Annotated in this window: 17 protein-coding genes; 7 read left to right on the top strand and 10 right to left on the bottom strand. The window is 61.7% G+C overall.

What is annotated here, in order from left to right:
• Window positions 1-29: 29 nt before the first annotated feature.
• Together FA94_RS22875 and FA94_RS22870 are read right to left on the bottom strand one after the other, a co-directional pair.
• Window positions 30-1,358, bottom strand: a complete 1,329-nt coding sequence (locus FA94_RS22875; protein WP_051980668.1) for an anaerobic sulfatase maturase — start codon at window positions 1,356-1,358, stop codon at window positions 30-32.
• Between the two features lie 8 nt (window positions 1,359-1,366).
• Window positions 1,367-3,784, bottom strand: coding sequence for an arylsulfatase (locus tag FA94_RS22870; RefSeq protein ID WP_063771795.1), 2,418 nt, complete (start codon window positions 3,782-3,784; stop codon window positions 1,367-1,369).
• A 221-nt stretch (window positions 3,785-4,005) separates the two neighbouring features.
• On the opposite strand from FA94_RS22870, the gene FA94_RS22865 reads away from it, so the two are divergent.
• From FA94_RS22865 to FA94_RS22850, 4 genes are all read left to right on the top strand, one after another.
• Complete coding sequence (locus FA94_RS22865) at window positions 4,006-4,518, top strand: GNAT family N-acetyltransferase (RefSeq protein ID WP_051980667.1); 513 nt, start codon at window positions 4,006-4,008, stop codon at window positions 4,516-4,518.
• A 57-nt stretch (window positions 4,519-4,575) separates the two neighbouring features.
• Complete coding sequence (locus tag FA94_RS22860) at window positions 4,576-4,992, top strand: RidA family protein (protein ID WP_035555475.1); 417 nt, start codon at window positions 4,576-4,578, stop codon at window positions 4,990-4,992.
• Window positions 4,993-5,110: 118 nt separating this feature from the next.
• On the top strand, window positions 5,111-5,587 hold the full coding sequence (locus FA94_RS22855; protein ID WP_035555472.1) for a VOC family protein: 477 nt from the start codon (window positions 5,111-5,113) through the stop codon (window positions 5,585-5,587).
• A gap of 205 nt (window positions 5,588-5,792) precedes the next feature.
• Window positions 5,793-6,518 carry a DeoR/GlpR family DNA-binding transcription regulator gene (locus FA94_RS22850; protein ID WP_035555470.1) on the top strand — a complete coding sequence of 242 codons (726 nt, stop codon included), beginning with the start codon at window positions 5,793-5,795 and terminating at the stop codon, window positions 6,516-6,518.
• Window positions 6,519-6,605: 87 nt separating this feature from the next.
• Here FA94_RS22850 and FA94_RS22845 read toward each other — a convergent pair whose 3' ends face one another.
• The 7 genes from FA94_RS22845 to deoC form a co-directional block, all read right to left on the bottom strand.
• The gene (locus FA94_RS22845; protein WP_035555468.1) at window positions 6,606-7,664 is read right to left on the bottom strand and encodes an ABC transporter permease; all 1,059 of its coding nucleotides are present in this window, start codon (window positions 7,662-7,664) and stop codon (window positions 6,606-6,608) included.
• 31 nt (window positions 7,665-7,695) lie between these two features.
• A complete protein-coding gene (locus tag FA94_RS22840; protein WP_035555466.1) occupies window positions 7,696-9,246 on the bottom strand; it encodes a sugar ABC transporter ATP-binding protein in 1,551 nt (516 codons plus the stop codon).
• A 93-nt stretch (window positions 9,247-9,339) separates the two neighbouring features.
• On the bottom strand, window positions 9,340-10,344 hold the full coding sequence (locus tag FA94_RS22835; protein ID WP_035555464.1) for an autoinducer 2 ABC transporter substrate-binding protein: 1,005 nt from the start codon (window positions 10,342-10,344) through the stop codon (window positions 9,340-9,342).
• A 106-nt stretch (window positions 10,345-10,450) separates the two neighbouring features.
• Window positions 10,451-11,518 carry an ABC transporter permease gene (locus tag FA94_RS22830; RefSeq protein WP_035562745.1) on the bottom strand — a complete coding sequence of 356 codons (1,068 nt, stop codon included), beginning with the start codon at window positions 11,516-11,518 and terminating at the stop codon, window positions 10,451-10,453.
• Window positions 11,519-11,582: 64 nt separating this feature from the next.
• Window positions 11,583-12,551 (bottom strand): ribokinase, encoded by a 969-nt coding sequence (rbsK, locus tag FA94_RS22825; protein ID WP_035555463.1) that lies wholly within the window; start codon window positions 12,549-12,551, stop codon window positions 11,583-11,585.
• A gap of 176 nt (window positions 12,552-12,727) precedes the next feature.
• Window positions 12,728-15,115: an aldehyde dehydrogenase family protein gene (locus tag FA94_RS22820; RefSeq protein ID WP_035555460.1), complete on the bottom strand. Its 2,388-nt coding sequence runs from the start codon at window positions 15,113-15,115 to the stop codon at window positions 12,728-12,730.
• Window positions 15,116-15,131: 16 nt separating this feature from the next.
• Window positions 15,132-16,142 carry a deoxyribose-phosphate aldolase gene (deoC, locus tag FA94_RS22815; protein WP_035555458.1) on the bottom strand — a complete coding sequence of 337 codons (1,011 nt, stop codon included), beginning with the start codon at window positions 16,140-16,142 and terminating at the stop codon, window positions 15,132-15,134.
• Between the two features lie 252 nt (window positions 16,143-16,394).
• Here deoC and FA94_RS22810 point away from each other — a divergent pair, with 252 nt between their 5' ends.
• From FA94_RS22810 to FA94_RS22800, 3 genes are all read left to right on the top strand, one after another.
• Window positions 16,395-18,017 (top strand): sugar ABC transporter ATP-binding protein, encoded by a 1,623-nt coding sequence (locus FA94_RS22810; RefSeq protein WP_035555455.1) that lies wholly within the window; start codon window positions 16,395-16,397, stop codon window positions 18,015-18,017.
• Complete coding sequence (locus FA94_RS22805; protein ID WP_035555453.1) at window positions 18,014-19,015, top strand: ABC transporter permease; 1,002 nt, start codon at window positions 18,014-18,016, stop codon at window positions 19,013-19,015. Before FA94_RS22810 ends, FA94_RS22805 begins: the two co-directional genes overlap by 4 nt.
• A gap of 120 nt (window positions 19,016-19,135) precedes the next feature.
• Window positions 19,136-20,284, top strand: coding sequence for a substrate-binding domain-containing protein (locus FA94_RS22800; RefSeq protein ID WP_035555451.1), 1,149 nt, complete (start codon window positions 19,136-19,138; stop codon window positions 20,282-20,284).
• A 75-nt stretch (window positions 20,285-20,359) separates the two neighbouring features.
• On the opposite strand, the gene FA94_RS22795 is transcribed toward FA94_RS22800, so the two are convergent.
• Window positions 20,360-20,806: an NlpC/P60 family protein gene (locus FA94_RS22795; protein ID WP_231585008.1), complete on the bottom strand. Its 447-nt coding sequence runs from the start codon at window positions 20,804-20,806 to the stop codon at window positions 20,360-20,362.
• Between the last annotated feature and the right edge of the window lie 53 nt (window positions 20,807-20,859).

The following is a 20,859-nucleotide window of genomic DNA, read 5'->3' as shown; positions in this document are numbered from 1 at the left end:
CGGCCTAACCGGCCGTCCAGATCGCCACGCTAAACGCGGGAGGTCTTCGCCGCAGCAGAATCGCCCACCACCATCAGCGTCGCCTTCACGATGTCACTCGCAGGCCGGCCGCTGCGAATCAACTCCGCCAGCACACGCAAATAAGGCGCGACGTGCGAGAAAAAACTGTAGTACCCCGCGCAGAGAAAATTCAGTCCCGCTTCGCCGTCGCGCGTCACGGCAAAACGATGCTTCGGACAGCCGCCCCAGCAGCCGCGCAACATGCTGCATTGTCGGCATTGCTGCGGCAACGTCGTGAGTTTGTCTTCGCCGAATTGGGTTTGCTGCGGTGAATCCAGCATGCTGGACAGCGACGCCTCGGAGAGATTGCCCAGGCGATATTCCAGATAAACGAAATGATCGCAAGCATAGACGTCGCCATTGTGTTCGACCACGACCGCGTTGCCGCAGGTCGGCTGATGGTGGCACGCGGCGCCGGGTACGCCCATGTAATTGGCCAGCGCCCATTCGAAGTTCATCACATAGCATTGGCCGACGTCGCGACGCACCCATACGTCGAAAATCGCATTCAGAAAGTTGCCGTAGTCCTCAGGCAAGACGGACCAGTCCGTCAGGCGCTCAGCCGTATGCGGTTGTGCCTTCAGCAACACCTTCCCGCCGGGACCCTGCAGCGTGAGTCCAATCGCTTCGCTGGCCGGATCCGCGCGCCGTTCGACCACCGGAATGAACTGCACATACTCCACGCCCAGCGAGCGCAGGAATTCGTAGACCCTAAGCGGTTCACGCGAACTGCGTCGATTGACGCAGGCCAGCACGTTGAAGCGAACGCCATGTTTCCTGAGCCGCTCCAGCGCACTCACCACCAGCGCGTGACTCGGCTTGCCGCCCTTCGTGATCCGGTACTCGTCGTGAATGTCTGCGGGACCGTCGATCGATAGCCCGATCAGAAAGTCTTCATCGGCGAAGAACTGACACCACGTATCGTCCAGCAGCAGTCCGTTGGTCTGAAAACTATTGGTGATGGTGCGGCCCGCGCCAAAGTGCTTTTGCAGCGCTATCGCGCGTTTGTAGAAGTCGATCCCGAGCAAGGTGGGCTCGCCGCCTTGCCACGTGAACGCAACCTCATGGCCGGCCGGCTGCGACGCGATGTAGTTGCGCACGTAGTCGCTGAGCACATCGTCACTCATGCGCCGTTTGCGCTCGCTCGGATAAAGCGCCTCTTTCTCGAGGTAGAAGCAGTACTCGCAATCGAGATTGCAGTCCGAGCCGCTCGGCTTCGACATGGCGTGAAAGCTCTGCTTCGCGGCGTCGGAAAAGGCGGACGATGCGTGTGGGTCTGCCGCGTGCGAGTCGATCATGGCGGGTTCTATTCGCGCGACAGGGCCGCTTCGGCCGCCTTGCGCTCGACTTCCTTCTGCATCGAAGCCGACGCCGCGTCGTGCGGCTTGAGATCGATCGTGACGGTGTCGATCTTGCCGGTAAAGGTAAATGGCACGTCGTAGCTGAGATTCACCGGCGTGCCGGTGTCTTCGCCGATATCGAGCGTCTCCACGCTCATGGTGAAACGCACCGCCACGGTGTGCTCGATCCGTCCTTGCGCGACCTGTTTGCCGTCCACCATCAAGGTTCCCAGGCCGCCTTTACCGATCCCGCCGCCGTCATACTTAAAATCGAAAACGATCGTATGCAGCCCCGGCGTCAGTGCCTCATCGCCCTCGATGTTGTAATGCGCCGCGTTGGCAAAGTTGTAGTGGAAGACCGGTTTGCCTTCGTCGAGATACAGCGCCCAGCCGTCGAACAGGCCACCAAGCGTCGCGATCATGCCTTGCGCGCCCTCCTTCGGAATCTCCACTTTGGCCGTGATGCTCCACGAGCGGTTCTTCATGTCCGGCGCAACCCCTTCGGGAATGCGCTTGGTGCCGGCGTAGTAGGTGTAAGACGTGCGGCCCGCCATCAGACTCGGACGGTTCGACGGATTGAGGCGCATCACGCGGTCGTTATCGAGCGGCAGCACGTTGTATTTGCGCGCTTCGCTGTAGAAGAGCTTCTGCATCTGTTTCAGTTTCGCGGGATCGCTCGCCGCGAGATCGTGCGCTTCGCTGAAGTCCTTGTCGACGTCGTACAGTTCCCATTTATAACCGTCGATCACGTCGACATTCGGCACCTCGGTCGCCCACGGCGGCGCGATCGGCGTCGTCGCGGCGATCCAGCCGTCGTGATAGATCGCGCGATTGCCGAACAGCTCGAAATATTGCGTGCGCCGCGTTGAAGGCGTGTTCGGCTGATCGAACGTATAGGCCATGCTGACGCCTTCGATCGGCCGCTGCTTGACGCCATTGACTTCGACCGGTTGCGGCACGTGAGAAACATCCAGCACGGTGGGCAGAATATCGATCACGTGATGCCATTGCGAGCGAATCTGTCCATCTTCCTTGATATGCGCGGGCCACGAAATAACCATGCCGTTACGCGTCCCGCCGAAGTGACTCGCAATCTGCTTGGTCCATTGGAACGGCGTGTCGAGCGCGTGCGCCCAGCCAACCGGGAAATGGTTATAGGTCTTCCAGGTGCCGAGATCGTCGATCTTAGGCAGCATTTGCGCGGTGGTCGGCACGACACCATTCATCGCACCTTCGAGGTTGGTCGAACCACCCACGCCGCCTTCCCCACTCGCCCCGTTGTCACCCACGATATAAATCACCAGCGTATTGTCCGACAGCCCCATGTCGTCGATCGCCTTGATCACGCGGCCCACGTTGTAGTCCGTCTGTTCCAGATAGCCGGCATAGATTTCCATCATGCGGGCATAGAGCTTCCGGTCGTCCGCGGACAAACTGTTCCATGCCGGAATGCCGGGCGAGCGCTTCGTCAGATCCGTATCTTGCGGCACGATACCGAGTTGCTTCTGACGTGCGAGCGTCTGCTCACGTAACACGTCCCAGCCCTGATCGAATTTGCCGCGGTACATGTCCACCCACTCCTTGCGCGGATGATGCGGCGCATGCGTGGCGCCCGGCGCGTAGTAGATGAAGAACGGTTTGTCGGGCGCCATCGAATGCTGGGTCTGGACGTACTTGATCGCCTGATCGGCGAGGTCGTAGTCGAGGTTGTAGTCGGGTTTGCCGACATACGGTTCGATCGGTGTGGTGTTGTCGAAGAGGAGCGGGCGCCACTGGTTCATGTCGCCGCCAATGAAGCCGTAGAACTTCTCGAAACCGAGGCCCGTAGGCCAACGGTCGAAAGGCCCCGCCTGGCTCGTTTCCCAGTCGGGCACGTTGTGATCCTTGCCGAACCAGGCCGTATTCCAGCCGTTCTGCCGGAGGATTTCGCCGATCCCTGCCGTATCGCGGCCTACCAGCGAGTCGTAACCAGGGTAGCCCGTCGCCATTTCCATGATCTGGCCGGTGTGGACCGAATGATGGTTGCGCCCGGATAGCAGCGCGGCGCGTGTCGGCGAGCACATGGCCGTGGTGTGGAATTCGTTGTAGCGCAAACCATGCTGCGCGAGCTGCTCGAGCGTGGGCGTATCGACCGGACCGCCGAACGTACTGGCCGCGCCGAAGCCCACGTCGTCGAGCAGAACCAGCAGGATATTCGGGGCACCGGCCGGCGCGGTGGTCTGGCGCGGAAAGTCAACTTTGGAGTCTTTGGCGCGCAACTCGATTTTGCCCTTGAAGGGCTGAGCCGGCGGTGGCAGGACGCTTTGCGCCTGGATGACCGATGCACCACCAGCCAGGCTGGTCGTGACAAAAGTGCGGACCGCTATACTCAAAACCACTTTCATGGTTTCCTCTCGAGTTGCATGTCTCAACTGGCGGCTCATGCCCGCAAGCCGATTTCGCTACTGTCGTGCCGACGTCATTAATACGTGTTCTGTGTCGATCTGTCTCACTGGCGGGGAAAATAATCGGCTTGACAGTCACCCATTTATAGACTCCAACATTACGAAATGTCAGCAAGCGCTCAGACGAACCGCCTGTACGGCGTTACCCCAAAAGAACAAAGATGATACCGACGCATTCAATCAGAACGGCCGAGCCGGCCGACACAGCACGCATCGCGGTACTGGGCGCACAGGTGTGGGTACATACCTACGCAGCAGGTGGCGTATCCGAGATCATCGCGCACTATGTGCTGACGACATTCACGCCAGAAAAAGTTCTCACGCTATTGAGCGACCCACAAGTCGTTCTATTGATTGCCGAAGCAGAAGGCAATCTCGCCGGCTATCTCGTCATGCGCTTAGATTCGCACCATGCCGATGTGCCCACCGAGATCGAAACGCTCTACATTCAGGCCTCTTTCGCCGGCTGCGGTATCGGGTCTGCATTACTGACACAAGCCAGAAGCATTGCACTGGAGAGAACCGGCAATCGGGCAATCTGGCTGATGGTCAACTCACACAATGAGAAAGCCATTTCCTTTTACCACTCCCGCGGCATGCTGCAGGACGGCGTAACGTACTTCGAGCTTGGCGGCGTCAAACACGAGAACAAAGTGATGATCGCCAGAGACTAACGAACCGCAATCCGAAACACCTCAAGTCACCGCCTCAACCCGGCAACGGAAAAACCCATGACAGACCGCGAATTGATCATCCCGCCGACGATGCAACCCATTGTCGAGCGTGCAGGCTATGTCCCCGCCGTGAAAGTCGGCGCCACCGTTTTCTGCGCCGGCCAGGTCGGCCGTACAGCGGATCTCGACGTCATTGCCGATCCCGAGGCGCAATTTCTGGCCTGCTGGGAGAACCTGCGCGTAGTACTGCAAGCGGCCGGTTGTACGTTCGAGGACGTTGTCGACATGACGACGTACCACGTGCAAATGAGCACGCATATGCCGGTATTCCGCGAGGTCAAGAATCGCGTGTTCCCACGAGGCACATACGCATGGACCGCCATCGGCGTATCCGAACTCGCCGTTGCGTGCTTGCTGGTCGAGATAAAGTGCGTCGCGATCAAGCGGGACCCGGTGGGACTCGACTTTCCGTAAATCAGGAACTCGACAACCGGGATCGTGTCAGCAAGAGTGCCAACCGTCTCGACGATATGGACCTTTGGCGCTTGCTTCGAAACCAGTCGATAGTGCGAGTTTCTACAAGGAGAGTGCAATGGCCGAGCTAGTAACATGCCTGTGGTTCGATCAAGGCAGAGCACGTGAGGCGGCGGAGTTTTACGCCGCGACCTTCCCCGATAGTCATGTCACCGCAGGTCATCCTTCCCCTATGCCGGGTGTGGGCCAGGGCCCGGATCTGACAGTCGAGTTCACCGTGCTCGGGCGGCGCTTCGTGGGGCTGAACGGCGGCCCCAACTACAAGCCGAACGAGGCGATCAGTTTCATGGTTGAGACGGATACCCAGGAAGAAACCGACCGCTACTGGAACGCCGTTGTGGGCAACGGCGGAGCGGAAGCGCCTTGCGGATGGTGCAAAGACCGTTGGGGCTTTTCGTGGCAGATCACGCCCCGGCGCTTGCTCGAACTCGTCACCGGGTCCGATCGCGAAGCCGGAAAACGTGCGATGGAAGCCATGATGACCATGAAAAAAATCGACATCGCCGCAATAGAACGCGCAGCCGCAGCAAAATAAACGTCACGTCGTTTTACCGAACCGTCATCGCCAATCGGCCCATTCCGGCCGTTCGGCGTTGACGGTTTATTCATTCAAAATCGCCCCGCATTTAACAGTCGGCAATCTGATAATCGCCCTCGCCGCGACCCACACACCTTGTTATAATTCTCCCATCAAACCGTACAAAACATAACGACCTCCCACATCGCGCGACAGGAACTCCATGCTGAAACCCGATCGCCTCCGCGCCCTCGCCGAAGCGCTGGCCAAGCAGAACGTGATGCGCTTGCGCGACGCCGCGAGCCTGCTGAACGTTTCGGAGATGACTGTCCGCCGCGACATCGCCGGCAGTCCCGAACGATTCACCTATCTCGGTGGCTACATCGTCAGCGCGACGGACGTGCCGAATAACGCCGGCTACTCACTCGAAGAAGAGAAAGACCATTTCGCGCAGGCCAAAGCGGAAGCGTCCGCCGTGGCGGCGGGTCTCATTGGCGATAACGAAACGCTGTTTATCGATTGCGGTACGACGCTCACCACGTTGGCGCGGCTGATTCCCATTGAACGTCACGTGACCGTGGTGTGTTATTCGCTGAACGTCGCGGAGATTTTGCGGCGCAAGCCGAATGTGCGAATGATTCTGCTAGGCGGCGTCTACATTCCTTCTTCGGATTCATTCGCAGGGGAAGAAAGCCTGGAAATGCTGCGCCGCATGGGCATCAACAAGGCGTTTATCTCGGCGGGCGGCGTGGACACCGCGCGCGGCGTCACCTGCTGGAATTTCCATGAAGTCGCGCTCAAACAGGCGGCCATGGCAAGTGCCGTGGAGCGTCATCTGGTGGTGGACAAGAGCAAGTTCGGCGTCGTCAAGGCCGTGCGTTTCTCGCAGGTCGACGACTTCGATTCGATCATCACCGAAGCCGGTCAAACGCCGCGCAAGCGTAAATAAGCCGGCTTGCCGCGGCGCGCGTCATAACGCGTCGCGTCGCAAGCGGCAAGCGGCAAGCGCGGCAAACCGCGTTCAACACCACCGCATTCAATTCTTCCGCTGAAACGCGAACAGCGTGCCGGCAATCAGAATGAACGCGCCGATAATCACCTTCTGCCAGGTACTCGGCACGCCCACCAGAATCAGCACGTTGTTGATCAACGTCACGAGCACCACGCCGAGCAGCGTGCCCGCCACCGTCCCCGTGCCGCCGGTAATGCGCGCGCCGCCCAGAATCACCGCGGCAATCACATCGAGTTCCGAGCCCACCAGATCGAATGGATTCGCGAGCCGGTTGTTCGATACATGCAGAATGCCCGCAATGCCGGCCAGCATGCCGGTATAGCCGAACACGAAGAGATGGATCGCGCGCAGGTTGTAGCCGAGTCGCTCGGCAATCGCGAGGCTGCCGCCCATTGCGTAGACACCGCGCCCCATCATCGTCCGGTTCAACAGCCACCACGTCACGAGTGCGGCCGCCACCAGCGCCACGACGGAAACAGGCAACACGGCGCGCAAACCATCCGCCGTTTGAAAAGACACCAGCGGAATGCGGCCGAAGCGATCCATGCTGTGCGGAATGTTCATGAAGAACGACGTGCCGATGAACGTCAGCAACAGCCCGCGATACAGGTACTGCGTGCCGATCGTGACGATCAGCGAAGGCGCTTTCAACCGATGCACCAGCAAGCCGTTGATCACGCCCAGCATCACACCGCCAATCCCGCCGGTCATCAGGATCAGCGCAAACGGCGCATCGGGCCACCACGCGAACACCGCTTTCGTGATGCCGTACATGGTCAGCGCGGCGATGGCGGTGAACGACACGTCGATCCCGCCGGACGCGAGCACGACCAGCGTGCCCAGCGCAAACAGCGATGTCGTGGTGGCCGAATGCAGCAGATCGAACAGCGTGGCCAGTTGAAAGAAGCGCGGGTTGATCGCGCCGACGATCACGCACGTCACCACGATCAGCCCGACGGTGAACCACTCGGGATTACGCGCGAGTCTGGCTCGCAAGCTCGGCGGCTTGACCTCCGGGGCGACTTCGACGACGGTCGGTGTGGTCATGGTCTGGTTCATGCGCGAATGGATGCGCGAGTTCATGAGTAGGACGTCCTTTCTGCAGCTTGTGCGCTTATGCCGCTTCCGACAGCAGCGCGTGGTACAGGTCGGCTTCGCTCAACGTATCGGCCTGATATTCGTTCGCCACGCGGCCCTTCTTCATCATCAGGATGCGGTCGCAGTTCTGCAGCAGTTCGGGCAAGTCGTCGCTGATCAGAATAATGCCAATCCCGCGTTGCGACAAACGCTGCATGATGCGATAGATGATGTCTTTCGAGCCGACGTCGACACCGACCGTCGGCCCATGCAGGATCAGCACGCGCGGATCGATGGCGAGCCAGCGGCCGATCAGCACGCGCTGCTGGTTGCCGCCCGACAGCGACTGCACGGGTTTATCGACACCGGGCGTAGCGATCTGCAAATCCTTCACCGTCTGTTCCGCGAGCGCCGTCGCGCGTGTCCGGTCGATTTGACCAAAGCGGTCGCGCAAGCTGGAGATCATCGCGGTGATCACGTTGTCGCGGATCGTCTTGTCGAGAAATAGCCCTTCATTCAGGCGATCTTCCGGCACATAGCCAATGCGATGATCTTTCGCGTCCGACGGCGTGCGCAACCTGATGCTCTTTCCGTCGAGCACGACTTGCCCGGTTTGCGCCGGCGCCACGCCCGCGAGCGCGCGCGCGAGTTCGTTGCGCCCGGAATCGAGCAGACCGGTCACGCCGAGAATTTCACCTGCATGCAGCGCGAACGAGACATCGTTGAACTGGCCGCTACGCGTAAGGCCACGTACTTCCAGCACGACGTCCTGCCCTACCGCACCTTCGCGATAACGTTCGGTGGACAAATGGCGGCCCGTCATCAGTTCGCTGATCTGCGCCTTGGTGAAATCCGCGATCGGTCCTTGTGCCATGGTTTGTCCGTCGCGCAGCACGATCACTTCGCCGCCGATCGCGTAGCACTCGTCGAGCTTGTGGCTCACGAACAGCACCGTCACGTCCTGCGCGCGCAGATTGGCGAGCACCGCGATCAGGTTGTCGACTTCCTTTTGCGTCAGCGACGTAGTCGGCTCGTCCATGATGACGAACTTCGCCTCGCTGGCAATCGCGCGAGCGATCGCCACGAGTTGCCGCGTGGCGAGCGGCAATTGTTCGATGAGCGTCGCCTGAAACCCGGCGTCGCCGGGCAGGCCGACCGATTCGAGCGCGCGCGCCGCCGTGCGCGCCAGCGCGCGGCGGTCGAACGTGCGGGCGAGCTTGCCCGCATGCCCGGCCAGTTCGGCGGTCAGCGCGACATTTTCCGCCACGCTCATATTGGGCAGTAGCGAAAGATCCTGATAGACGGTTTCGATGCCGGCCGCGAGCGATTCGAGCGCCGAGAGCCGCGCATGACGCACGCCTTCGATCACGAGTTCGCCTTCGTCAGGCGGCTGCGCGCCGGAGATGATCTTGATGAGCGTGCTCTTGCCGCAGCCGTTTTCACCGAGCAGGTGATAGATCTGGCCACGCTCGAACGACAGACTCACGCCACGCAAAGCATGCACGCCAGTGAAGCGCTTGTGGACGCCGACCACTTGCAAAAACGGCTGCGCTGCGTCGGAACTAGCTGAAGATACGTCTTGATTCATGGTGCGATTCATCGTGACGTGAAACTGTTGCGGCGTCCCCGCAGGAAGTCCGTTGAGGACGCCGTGACCGACAAGGCAAACTGCGCAACGCGCTCAGAACGGATACTGCTTGTAGTTCGACTTGTCGACGTTCACCCAGCCCTGACCGCGCACGATAATGCCCTTACCCGGCCCTTTCGCAACGGTGACCTTCGTGTAACCCGGAATGCCGAGGTCGGCGCCGTTCTCGACCGTCTTGCCGTCGATCAGCATCTGCGCGATCTTGTTCATTGCAATGCCCGCGAGTTTCGGGTCCCAGAACGCAATGCCGTTGATCGCGCCGCTTTCGAGGAACTTGCCCGCTTCTGTCGGCAGGCCCGTACCGTACACGCAGATCTTGCCCTGCATGCCGGCCTCTTCGACCGCGCGGCCAATGCCGATCACGTCGAGCGACGACGAACCCTGGAACCCCTTCAGGTCCGGGTGCTTGCGCAGCACTTCTTTCGCGACTTCGTACGCGCGCTCGCCGTCGTTATTGGTTTCGAGCTTCGGCTCGACCAGATCCATCTTCGGATACTTGGCCTTCGCGTTGCCGATCCCGCCGTCGGCCCACTGCACCTGCGAACGGCTGCCGAGCGAGCCGACCAGCACGGCCCACTTGCCGTCGTCGTGCATGCAGGAAGCGAGCCGTTCGTTCAGGCCCGCGCCGTACGCGGTGTTGTCGAACGCTTCGATGTCGACCATCGTGTTCTTTTCGTTGTCGGCCTCATGCGTCACCACCTTGATGCCGCGATCCATCGCTTTCTTCAGCGCGGGTTCGAGTGTGGGCGGATCGTAGGGCACCACGGCGATGGCCGTGACCTTCTTCGCGATCAGGTCTTCGATGATCTTGAGTTGCTGTGCTGCATCCGCGCGGCCCGGACCGGTCTGATAGGCGGTCACGCCCGGATTGTCTTTCGCGAATTGCTTGACGCCGTCGTCCATCCGGTTGAACCAGTTGATGCCGGTCACCTTGACGACGGTCACGATCGTCTCATTGGTCGCCGCATGCGCCGCCGCGATCACGCCTACCGCAAGCGCGCCGGCTGTCAACGCGGCGCTCAGTCGAGTCAGTTTCATGCCAAGTCTCCTTTATTCGTTCGATGTCGCCCACTTAATCGTGACGGACAGCCAGGGCTCGTTGTCCGCTGTGTACTGAATCCCTGATCGAGCGCGCTGGCGCTCGCTAACGTTTCTGCGCGGCGTCGGGGCCTGGACTTGGGCCTGACCCCGTTGCGCCCGTCCCGCCGCCGCCGAATCCGAAAATGGTCCGCACCCGCTCGCCACCCGCAAACGCGAGCGACAGCAGCAACAGAAAGCCCCAGGCGCAATCGCCGAAGAACTGCGAGACGCCCATCAGATTGAACAGGCTGGACAGAAACTGCAGCACCGTCGCGGCAAAAAACACGCAGATGATGCGGCCATGACCGCCGGCGGGATTCACGCCGCCCATCACCGCGATCAGAATCGCAATCAGCAGATAGGAGTTGCCGTAGTCCCATTTCGCGCTGGACGTATGCGTCGCGCTAATCAGTCCGGCCAGCGACGCGAGCACGCCGCACATGGCATACGTGGTGATCAGCATGCGCGCACGCGGAATGCCGGCGTAGAAAGCCGCTTTGGGATTGGTGCCCATCAGATAGAGACGCAAGCCGAACGGGCTGCGCCTTAGCAACCAGCCGAGCACGATCACCGCGGCGATAAAGATGCAGAACGCGATCGGCACCTGAAACACCGTACCGTTACCGATATCCGACAGCGGATCGACATAGTCCACATGGACCGAGGCGCCATTACTAAGCACCACCGCGAAACCCGTGAACAGTAATTGCGTGCCGAGCGTGCAGAGAATCGGCGTGAGCCTGAGCCGCGCGATCACCACGCCGTTCAACAGCCCGCCAAGCAATCCCATCACCACCACGATCACGCAGAACAGCGACGTATAGAGCGCGGGCGAATTGTCGCCATTAACAAAATGCGGCACGATCAGCGCCGCGACCATGCCGGACAGGTTCGCCAGGCCGACGCCGGACAGATCGATACCGCCGTTGCCCGAGACCATCGAGAGCATGATGCCGAGCGCGAGCAGACCGAGTTCGGGGAGTTGCCCACCCATCGACTGCAGATTGTCGATATCGACGAACTGACCATGCGAGAGCCACGTCGCGATCAGCACGACGAGCACGTTGACGATCAGCAGAAAATTCAGTTGCCGGTCGCCGAACAGTTTTGCTGCGGTGAACGAGGACTTCATGGTGACAACACTCTCCTCATGCTTCATGAACTTCACGCGCTGGCCGAAGTTCACAACGGGCCGGTCAGGATGCCTGCGAGTCGCTGGCCGACTGATTCAATACACGATTCACTTCATCCAGCGTCGGCATGGAAGGCGCTGTGCCCGGACGCGTAACGGAAATACCGGCCAACGCGCAACCGAACCGCAGTGCCGCGATCGGATCGTCGCCACGCGCGAGCGCCGCGGCAAAACCGCCGGTGAAGCCGTCGCCCGCGCCCGCTGTTTCCACCACGCGGCCACAGTGATAAGCCGGCACGAAGACGGATTGCGTCGCCGAATGCAGCAGCGCGCCGGCTTCGCCGAGCGTCACGATCACCGTGCCGACGCCTTTGGCGAGCAGGACGTCGGCGGCACGGCGAGCGTCGTCGGCGTTCGCGATCGGCACGCCGGTCAGCGCAGTGGCTTCGGTTTCGTTCGGGGTGATGTAGTCGCACAACGGAAAGATGTCGTCGTCGAGCGGTAACGCGGGCGCGGGATTGAATACGGTAATGACGCCGTGCCGCCGCGCCACTTCGAGTCCGCGACGCGCGGCCGGCAGCGGCTGTTCCAGTTGCGTAACGAAAACTCGCGCACCGGCAATGTCCGCTTCAATCGCGTCGACGTCGGCCGCATTCATCGTGCCGGCCGCGCCGGACGCGACGATGATCGCGTTCATGCCGCTCGTGTCCTCGACGAAGATATGCGCTGCGCCGGTCGAGACGCCGTCGATCACCGACGCCCGCGCCGTAATGCCTTCCCTGGCCCACGTCGCGCGGGCGATTTCACCGAACGCGTCGTTGCCGAGACGTGTGCAGAACACCACGTCGGCGCCGGCGCGCGCGGCGGCCACCGCCTGATTCGAGCCCTTGCCGCCCGGCCCCATCGCGAACGCGGAGCCGGCGATCGTCTCGCCGATCAACGGCATACGCTCGGCGCGAAACGTCAGGTCGGTCACGTAAATGCCCAGAATCACGACGCGACCGCGCCGTTCGATCGAGTTGTTCACACTCATGCGCGTTCCCCTTGCATGGTTCGGCTCGGGGACACGAAGGCGGATACCTGACGTGCGCACGGCACGTCGGCATCGAGTAGCAGTTGCAGATTCTTCAGCACGTTGTCTCCTCCATTTTCTGGTTGGCGTGCAGGTCAGTCGGTCGCCTCGCGGACGCTAATTAATGAGGCTGTCCGTCAATCGCCATAAGGTATCCAGATGTTCTTCACCTGCACGGCCTGACGCAGAAACGGCCGGCCTTCGCTCGAATGGTCGTACCAGTCGAACTGGCGGCCATGATCGACGAAGGTCCGTTTCAGATTGCCGACCGATTCACGTTCGACCAGCGTCGAGTCTTCCGCGCTGCCGAAGCACCAGACCGCGTCGATGTCGTCATGGCGGGCAAGCGCGGGCAACAGCGCGGCGCGTTCGCCCGTCACGATGTTCAGCACACCGCCTGGTACGTCCGAGGTCTCGGCCACCTGATAGAAGTCGGTCACCGTCAGCGGACAGGCCGCGCTCGGCAACACCACCACGCGATTACCCATGGCCAGCGCGGGCGCCATCAGCGAAACGAAACCGAGCAACGGCGCTTCGTCCGGACACGCAATGCCGATCACGCCGAGCGGTTCATGCATTGCCAGCGCGACGCCGCGCAACGGCGGCGTGTGCACCGCGCCGTCGAACTTGTCGGCCCACGCCGCGTAGGTGAAGAGGCGCGTGACCGACGCGTCGACTTCGGCACGCGCCGCGTTTTCCGTCGCGCCACTGCGCACCATGAGCTGCCGCACGAACTCGTCCGCGCGAACCGCGAGGTTCTCCGCCAGATAGAACAGCACCTGGGCGCGGTTATGCGCGCTCGCCTGCGACCACTTCTGCGCGGCTCGCGCTGCTTCGACCGCGTTGCGAATGTCTTTGCGATTGCCCTCGCCCACTTCGCCGACCGGCGTTCCGTCCGGGGCGCGGACCGGCAGCGAATAGCCGCTGTCCGGACGCACCTGCTTGCCGCCGATAAAGAGCTTCGCGGTACGGTCGATCAATGCGACGTTCGAACTCGGCTCGAAGCGGCCTGCGCCGGCTTCGCGAACAAGCGGTTGACGCTTGCCAAGGTTGAGCCAGTCACGCAGTTTCAGATATTCGTAGATGCCCTCACGGCCGCCTTCCCGCCCGTAACCCGACTCGCGATAACCGCCGAAGCCGACCGCCGCGTCGAACAGGTTCGTCGCATTGATCCATACCACCCCGCAAGCAAGACGCGGCGCGATATCGAGCGCACGTCCAATCGTTTCGCTCCACACGCTCGCGGCCAATCCGTAGCGTGAGTTGTTGGCGAGTGCAACGGCTTCGTCGGGCGTGCGAAAGCTCATTGTCACCAGCACCGGCCCGAAGATCTCTTCCTGCGCGAGCGTCGAGGCCGGTGCAACACCGGTGACCAGCGTCGGCGGATAGAAGCAGCCGCTGGCGGGCATCGTCGTATCGGCCGCTTGCCAGATTGCACAGCCTTCGCGCCGCCCGGCTTCCACCAGCGACTGAATCCGTTCAAGTTGCACCGGATCGACGATCGCGCCGATATCGATGCTCTTGTCGAGCGACGTGCCGACGCGCAACGTCTCCATGCGCCGCTTCAGCTTCGCGATGAAGCGCGCTTCGATGCCTTCCTGCACGAGCAGCCGCGAGCCCGCGCAACACACCTGGCCCTGGTTGAACCAGATCGCGTCGACGACACCCTCCACCGCGCCGTCCAGATCCGCATCGTCGAATACGATGAAGGGCGACTTGCCGCCCAGTTCCAGCGTCAGCGATTTGCCCGTGCCCGCCGTGGCGGCACGGATCAGACGACCCACTTCCGTCGACCCGGTGAACGCGATCTTGTCGACTTGCGGATGCTCGACCAGCGCCGCGCCGGTGCTGCCGTCACCCGTGACGACGTTCAGCACGCCCGCCGGCAAGCCGGCCTGATGCGCGAGTTCGGCGAACAGGAGCGCTGTTAGCGGCGTGTATTCAGCGGGTTTCAACACGACGCAGTTGCCTGTTGCAATCGCCGGCGCGATCTTCCATGCGAGCATCAACAATGGAAAATTCCACGGCACGATCTGACCGACCACGCCCAGCGGCGCATAGTCGGCGAACTCGCTGTCCTGCAGTTGCGCCCAACCCGCGTGATGCAGGAAGTGCCGCGCCACCAGCGGCACATCGATATCGCGCGTTTCGCGGATCGGCTTGCCGTTGTCGAGCGCTTCGAGCACCGCGAACAGGCGGCTATGACGTTGCACCATGCGCGACAGCGCATACAGATGCCGTGCGCGCCCCGCGCCGCCCAACGCGAGCCAGCCCGGCTGCGCGGCGCGCGCGGCGGCGACGGCCGCGTCGATGTCGGCGGCGTCGCCTTGAGCGACTTCGGCCAGCATTTCACCGCTGGCGGGCGCATGCGAAACGAAACGTTCGCCGGCCGCGGGCGCATGCCACGCGCCGTTGATGAAGTGCCCGAAGCCCGCCTCATGGCGCGCGAGCCAGGCGCGCGCGGCTTGATCGTCCTCGGGTGCGGGACCGTACTCCATCGATGAAAAATACTCGGCTACGCTCATGGGATCGGTCTTCTGTTCAGGCTACGGGGTGACGGTTGAAAGCGGAATAACGGCCGCTCACGTGATGTTCGAGTTGGCGTTCGATATCGGCGAGCAAGCTCGATGCACCGATACGGAACAGCGCCGGCTCGAGCCAGGCGCGGCCCAACTCTTCCTTCATCAGGATCTGATACGCCAGCACGGTCTTGGCGTTCGACACGCCGCCCGCCGGTTTGAAGCCGATCGGCACGCCGGTGCGCTCCTGGTATTCGCGGATCATCCGCACCATGACGAGCGACACGTCGAGCGTCGCGTTGACCCCCTCCTTACCCGTCGACGTCTTGATGAAATCGGCGCCGGCCATCATGCAGACCATCGACGCGCGCGCCACGTTGGAGAGCGTTTTAATGTCGCCGGTCGCGAGGATCGTCTTCAGATGCGCGGGACCACAAGCGGCGCGGAAGTCGCGCACCTCGTCGTACAGCGCCTGCCAGTTGCCGGTGAGCACGTATTCGCGCGTGACCACGATGTCGATTTCCATCGCACCGTCCGCGACCGACGCCTCGATCTCCTTCAGCTTCAGCGGATGAGGAATCAGGCCCGCCGGAAAACCGGTCGACACTGCCGCGACCGGAATGCCGCTACCTTGCAACGCGTCCACGGCAGCCGCGACAAAGCGGTGATACACGCAGACCGCACCGGTCGTGATGCCCTGCGGCGCGATACCGAGCGCTTCCAGAAGATCAGCGCGCACGGGCTGGCGCGCTTTCGCACAGAGACGCCGCACGCGGCCCTCGGTGTCGTCGCCATTGAGCGTGGTCAGGTCGATGCAGGTGACGGCCTTTAACAACCACGCCGCCTGCGCGTCTTTCTTGACCGTGCGACGCGTGGCCAGCGTCGCCGTGCGCCGCTCGACGGCGGACTGATTGACGCGCAAGCCGTCCAGCCACGACGCGTCGAACGGCGTGCCGGGATTGCGCACGGGATGAACGAGCGGCCCGCCGCGCAGCGCGACGACCGATGAAGACAACGAAGGAGCTTCAGGCATAAGACATCCGGAAATTTGGCGCAGCGCACAACGGCCGCTGACAATTTGTTCGCACTTATGCTACAACGATTGATAGAATCATAACAAGCATTACGAGCAAATCTTCACATGAGCGGGTCAGAAGGCCCGTTTTCTTGCGACGAATGTTATTGACGCACCAAAATCATGGTGCGAGCATCACAACTCGGAGTTTTCCGAGCGCACGACACAAAGAAAAGAAAATCGTCGACATTGACGAAGGAGACATGCCAGATGAGTGAACCGGTTGCGGTCGCGGCCGCGTCATCGCCTCAGGTTCCATTGATCCGTGTAGCGGGCGTCACCAAACGATTTGGCGGCGTGCAAGCGCTGCGCGGCGTCAACCTCGACGTGCTGCCCGGCGAGGTCCATGCGTTGCTCGGCGAGAACGGCGCGGGCAAATCCACGCTGATCAAGATCCTCAGCGGCGTGCACGCTTATGACGAAGGCGTCATCGAAATCGATGGGCAGAAGGTGGCATTCGACTCGCCGGCGCGATCGCGCGAGGCGGGGGTTGCCGTGGTTTATCAGGACCTGAGTCTGGTCGAGTCGTTATCGGTCGGCGCCAATCTGATGCTGGGGCGCGAGCCTCGCACGCGGCTCGGCTTTGTGAAGAACCGCCAGTTGATGGCCGAGGTCGGCGAATTTCTCCGCTCGCATGGTATTCCGCTCGATCCGAAAACACCGGTCGGCGCATTGCCGTTCGCGTACCGGCAAATGACCGAAATCTGCAAGGCATTGATGGGTCACGTGCGGGTGCTGATTCTCGATGAACCCACGTCGGCGCTCACGGGGGGCGAAGAACAGATTCTGTTCAACGCGATTCGCGCGGTAACGAATCGCGGCGTGGGGGTGATCTATGTGACGCATCGGTTGAATGAGGTGTTCCGGATTTCGCAGCGCGTCACGGTCTTTCGCGATGGGGCGAATGCCGGCATGTTCTCGACCGCGCAGACCGATATGAAGCAACTGGTCGCGGCGATTGTCGGTCCGAAGCACGCTGCCATGCAGGCAAAGGCAGAGGTTGCTGGCGATGAGGCTTCTTCTATGGCCGCGCCTGCTACGGCTTCTAACGCTACGGCCTCCGCAGTGCTCAAGCTCTCCAGCGTGAGCAACGACCGGCTCCGCGCTGTCGACCTCGTCGTTGAACGCGGCGAGATTCATGGGCTCGCGGGATTGATCGGCAGTGGCCGCACCGAGATTCTGCAAACCATCTTTGGACTGAGAAGCGTGGAGGCAGGGACAGTCGAGATCGACGGTCTTGCACGCTCGCGCGTCTCACCCGCCGACGCGATCCAGCTCGGCGTGGCGCTAGTGCCGGAGGATCGTCACCTCGAAGGGCTCGTGCTGGAGCATTCGATCGAACGCAACCTGACCTTGCCGCGACTGCCGCAATTTTCCCGCTGGGGATGGTTGCGCAGTCAAGCAGCCGAGCAGCAGGCGAAACGCTCGATGAAAGAACTCGCCGTTAAAGCGCCGGGCTCGTCGACGCCTGTCAAGTTTCTGTCCGGCGGCAATCAGCAGAAAGTGGTCTTCGCGAAGTGGAATCATCCGCGCCCGAAGTTGCTGCTGCTCGACGAACCGACTGTCGGCGTAGACGTTGGCGCGCGCGAGGAAATCTATGGCGTGGTCCACGACGCCGCGCAAGCGGGCACCGGCGTGCTCGTCGTGTCGTCCGATCTCGACGAGTTATTGCGCCTGTGCGACCGGATTTCGATCGTCGCGGACGGCCGCATCGTCAAGACCGTTGCACGCGCTGAACTCGCCAACGCCGAAGCGTTGCATCACCTGATCCAACTTTCCCGTTCTTCTTTCGAGTCCCACGCGGGGACTTCCGCCGGAGCGCACGCAACATGAATGAATCTGTCTCGCCGCTGACGGCCGAACGGCAAGCCTCACTGCCGCAAAAAAGCCGCGCACGGCGCATCGCGCAACTTCTCCTGCAAGGCGACCGCCCGTACGCGCTGTATGGTGCGTTCGCGATTCTGCTGGTCGTCTTCAGTTTCGCGTCGCCGTGGTTTCTCTCCATCGACAATTTCCTCAATATCGGCCGGCAGACCGCGCTCGTGTCGATCATCGCGATCGGCATGACCTTTGTGATCATTGCGCGGCAGATCGATTTGTCGGTGGGCTCCACGCTCGCGTTGTCGGGCATGTCGGCGGCGCTCGCCATGGCGTATGTGGGCGACAACTGGATGATCGGCGCGATTGCAGGCATCGGCACCGGTGCGATTGTCGGCGCGCTGAACGGCGTGCTGACCACGCGGCTGAACATCCCCTCGTTTCTGGTCACGCTCGGCACCTTGAGCGCCGCACGCGGTCTCGCGCTGATGGTGACGACCACCCATCCCGTGATCATCAGCAACGACTCGTTCATCGCGATCTTCGGCGAAGGCGATCTTTTCGGCGTACCGGTGCCGATCATCTGGACGGTGCTGGCCGTGATCGCCGGCATTCTGCTGCTGCACTACAGCGTGTTCGGGCGGCAGATCTATGCCGCCGGCGGCAACCCGACGGCCGCGCTCTACTCCGGCATCAACACGCGCCGCGTGACCACGCTGGCGTTCATTCTCACCGGCATGCTGGCCGGACTCGCCGCGCTCGTGCTGTCCGCGCGCTCGCATGCGGCGCGGCCCGATGTGGTGCAAGGACTCGAACTCGACGTGATCGCCTCGGTGACGCTCGGCGGCTGCAGCCTGTTCGGCGGCCGCGGCTTCGTGCTCGGCACGCTGCTGGGGAGTCTCATCATCGGTACGCTGAATAACGGGCTGGTGCTGCTTGGCGTCAGTTCGTCGCTGCAACTGGTGATCAAGGGGGCGATCATCGTCGCGGCCGTGGCGTTTACCAGGAAGTGACGAGGGCACGTCGACCACTCGTGATGGGCGGAAACCGCGCGATGTGCCCGCGTGTTGTCCGCGAATGGCAGGAGACAGGTTAAGCCGTAATACAAACGTGAAGACCAACGGAGGAGAATCATGAAGCAACATCGTCGTGGCTCAAACAGGGTATTAGGTGGCGTCCTCGCAGCGGCCGCCGTTGCAACGCTGGTTTCGTCGGGGGCTTACGCGCAATGCGTGACCAGCCTGCCGGTCGGTTCGATCGGTCCGAAGACGATTGTCGGCCAGGGGCCGAATGGCGAGAAAGCCGCTTCAGTGGACGCCGTGCAACTGAGCGCCGCCGACGTCGCCAAGATCAAAGCCGGTAAATTCAAGGTCGGCATTTCGATGCAGACCATGAACCTCGACTGGTCGCAATTGCAGGTGCAAGGGATTACCGACACGCTCAAGAAGTACGGCGTGGAAGTGATCGGCACGGCATCCGCCGAATACCAGGTCGACAAGCAGATCGCCGATATCGAGAACACAATTCAGCGCCATCCGGACGGGATCATTTCCATTCCGGTGGACGGCACCGCGACGGCCGCCACCTACAAGAAGGTGTCGGAAGCCGGTATCAAGCTCGTGTTCATGGACAACGTGCCGACGGGGTTGAAGCATCCGGAGCAATATGCGTCGATGATTTCGGCCGATAGCGAAGGCAATGGCCAGATCGCGGCCAAAGTGCTCGCCTCGTGCGTGCCGAAAGGCTCGACTATCGGGCTCGTGAATTTCGGTGTGGATTACTTCAGCACGAAAGAACGCACCAAGGCGGTCAACGACTGGATGAAGAAGAACCGTCCGGACCTGAAGATCAAGCAGGTCGACTTCACCGATCCGTCGAAAGTCGGCCAGATCGCGGGCGACTTTCTGACGGGCAATCCGGACGTGAAGGGTTTGTTCGCCGTTTGGGATCAGCCGGCGCTCGACACGCTGACGTCGATGCGCGCGCAGGGGGTGAATATTCCCGTGACGACGGTCGATCTGGGTCTGCAATCCGCGATCGAGATCGCCAAGGGCGGACCGCTCAAGGCGACGGGCTCGCAACGTCCTTATGACCAGGGCGTCGCGGAAGCATTGGCGATGATGAAAGCGCTGATCGGACAGACGCCGCCGGCGTGGATCGGCGTGCAATCGTTGCCGGTGGTGCAGTCGAACGTGCTTGAATCTTATAAGACGGTGTTCAAGAAAGATCCGCCGCCGCAGCTTGCGGATGCGTGCAAGAAGGCGAAGCCGGCTTGCGGTTGAGTTGGGTTTGAATTGGGGAGGTGGGCGACGCGCGCGTTCTGAGAAGGCGTCGCCCACTCCCCGGCCCGGTCGGATCTATGCCGGCCACCGATAACCGAGCACCGACGCTAGCGGATAAGCCAACTCGCGAACCTCGTCCAGTTGGTTTCCACCAAACAGATAGATCGACTCGGCGTCATGTCGAACGTAAAAACCGACATGTCCTTTCCAGCTGGTGGGATCGTCCCGTGTCAATACGGCGATGCAACCATAGACGGGATTTTCAAGCGGCGCGCCCCAATCGAGCCACGACCGCGCTAACGCCGAGCGCGTGCCATCGACGCCCACGCCTGCCAGACACCAGTTGATAAACGAGGAACACCAGGACACCTTGTCGTCATAGCCGACCAGGTTGGTGTGATTGTTGTACTCGACGATGCGCGGATTCGTCTCGCCGATCGGGAAACGCGCGACGCCAATTTCGGCAATCGCAACAGGCATCCACGCGGGTCCGTCGGCGCGATGTGAGGTATTGGAGTTCATAGGCCATGCTCAGTCATTGACGGTTTCCGCCGGGCGAAAAACACACCTCGCAA

Origin of the sequence: Burkholderia sp. 9120, assembly GCF_000745015.1 — a bacterium.
In the GTDB taxonomy this organism is placed as follows: domain Bacteria; phylum Pseudomonadota; class Gammaproteobacteria; order Burkholderiales; family Burkholderiaceae; genus Paraburkholderia.
Note: the sequence above shows the minus strand (reverse complement) of the source record. Positions and strands in the feature narration are given on the sequence as shown.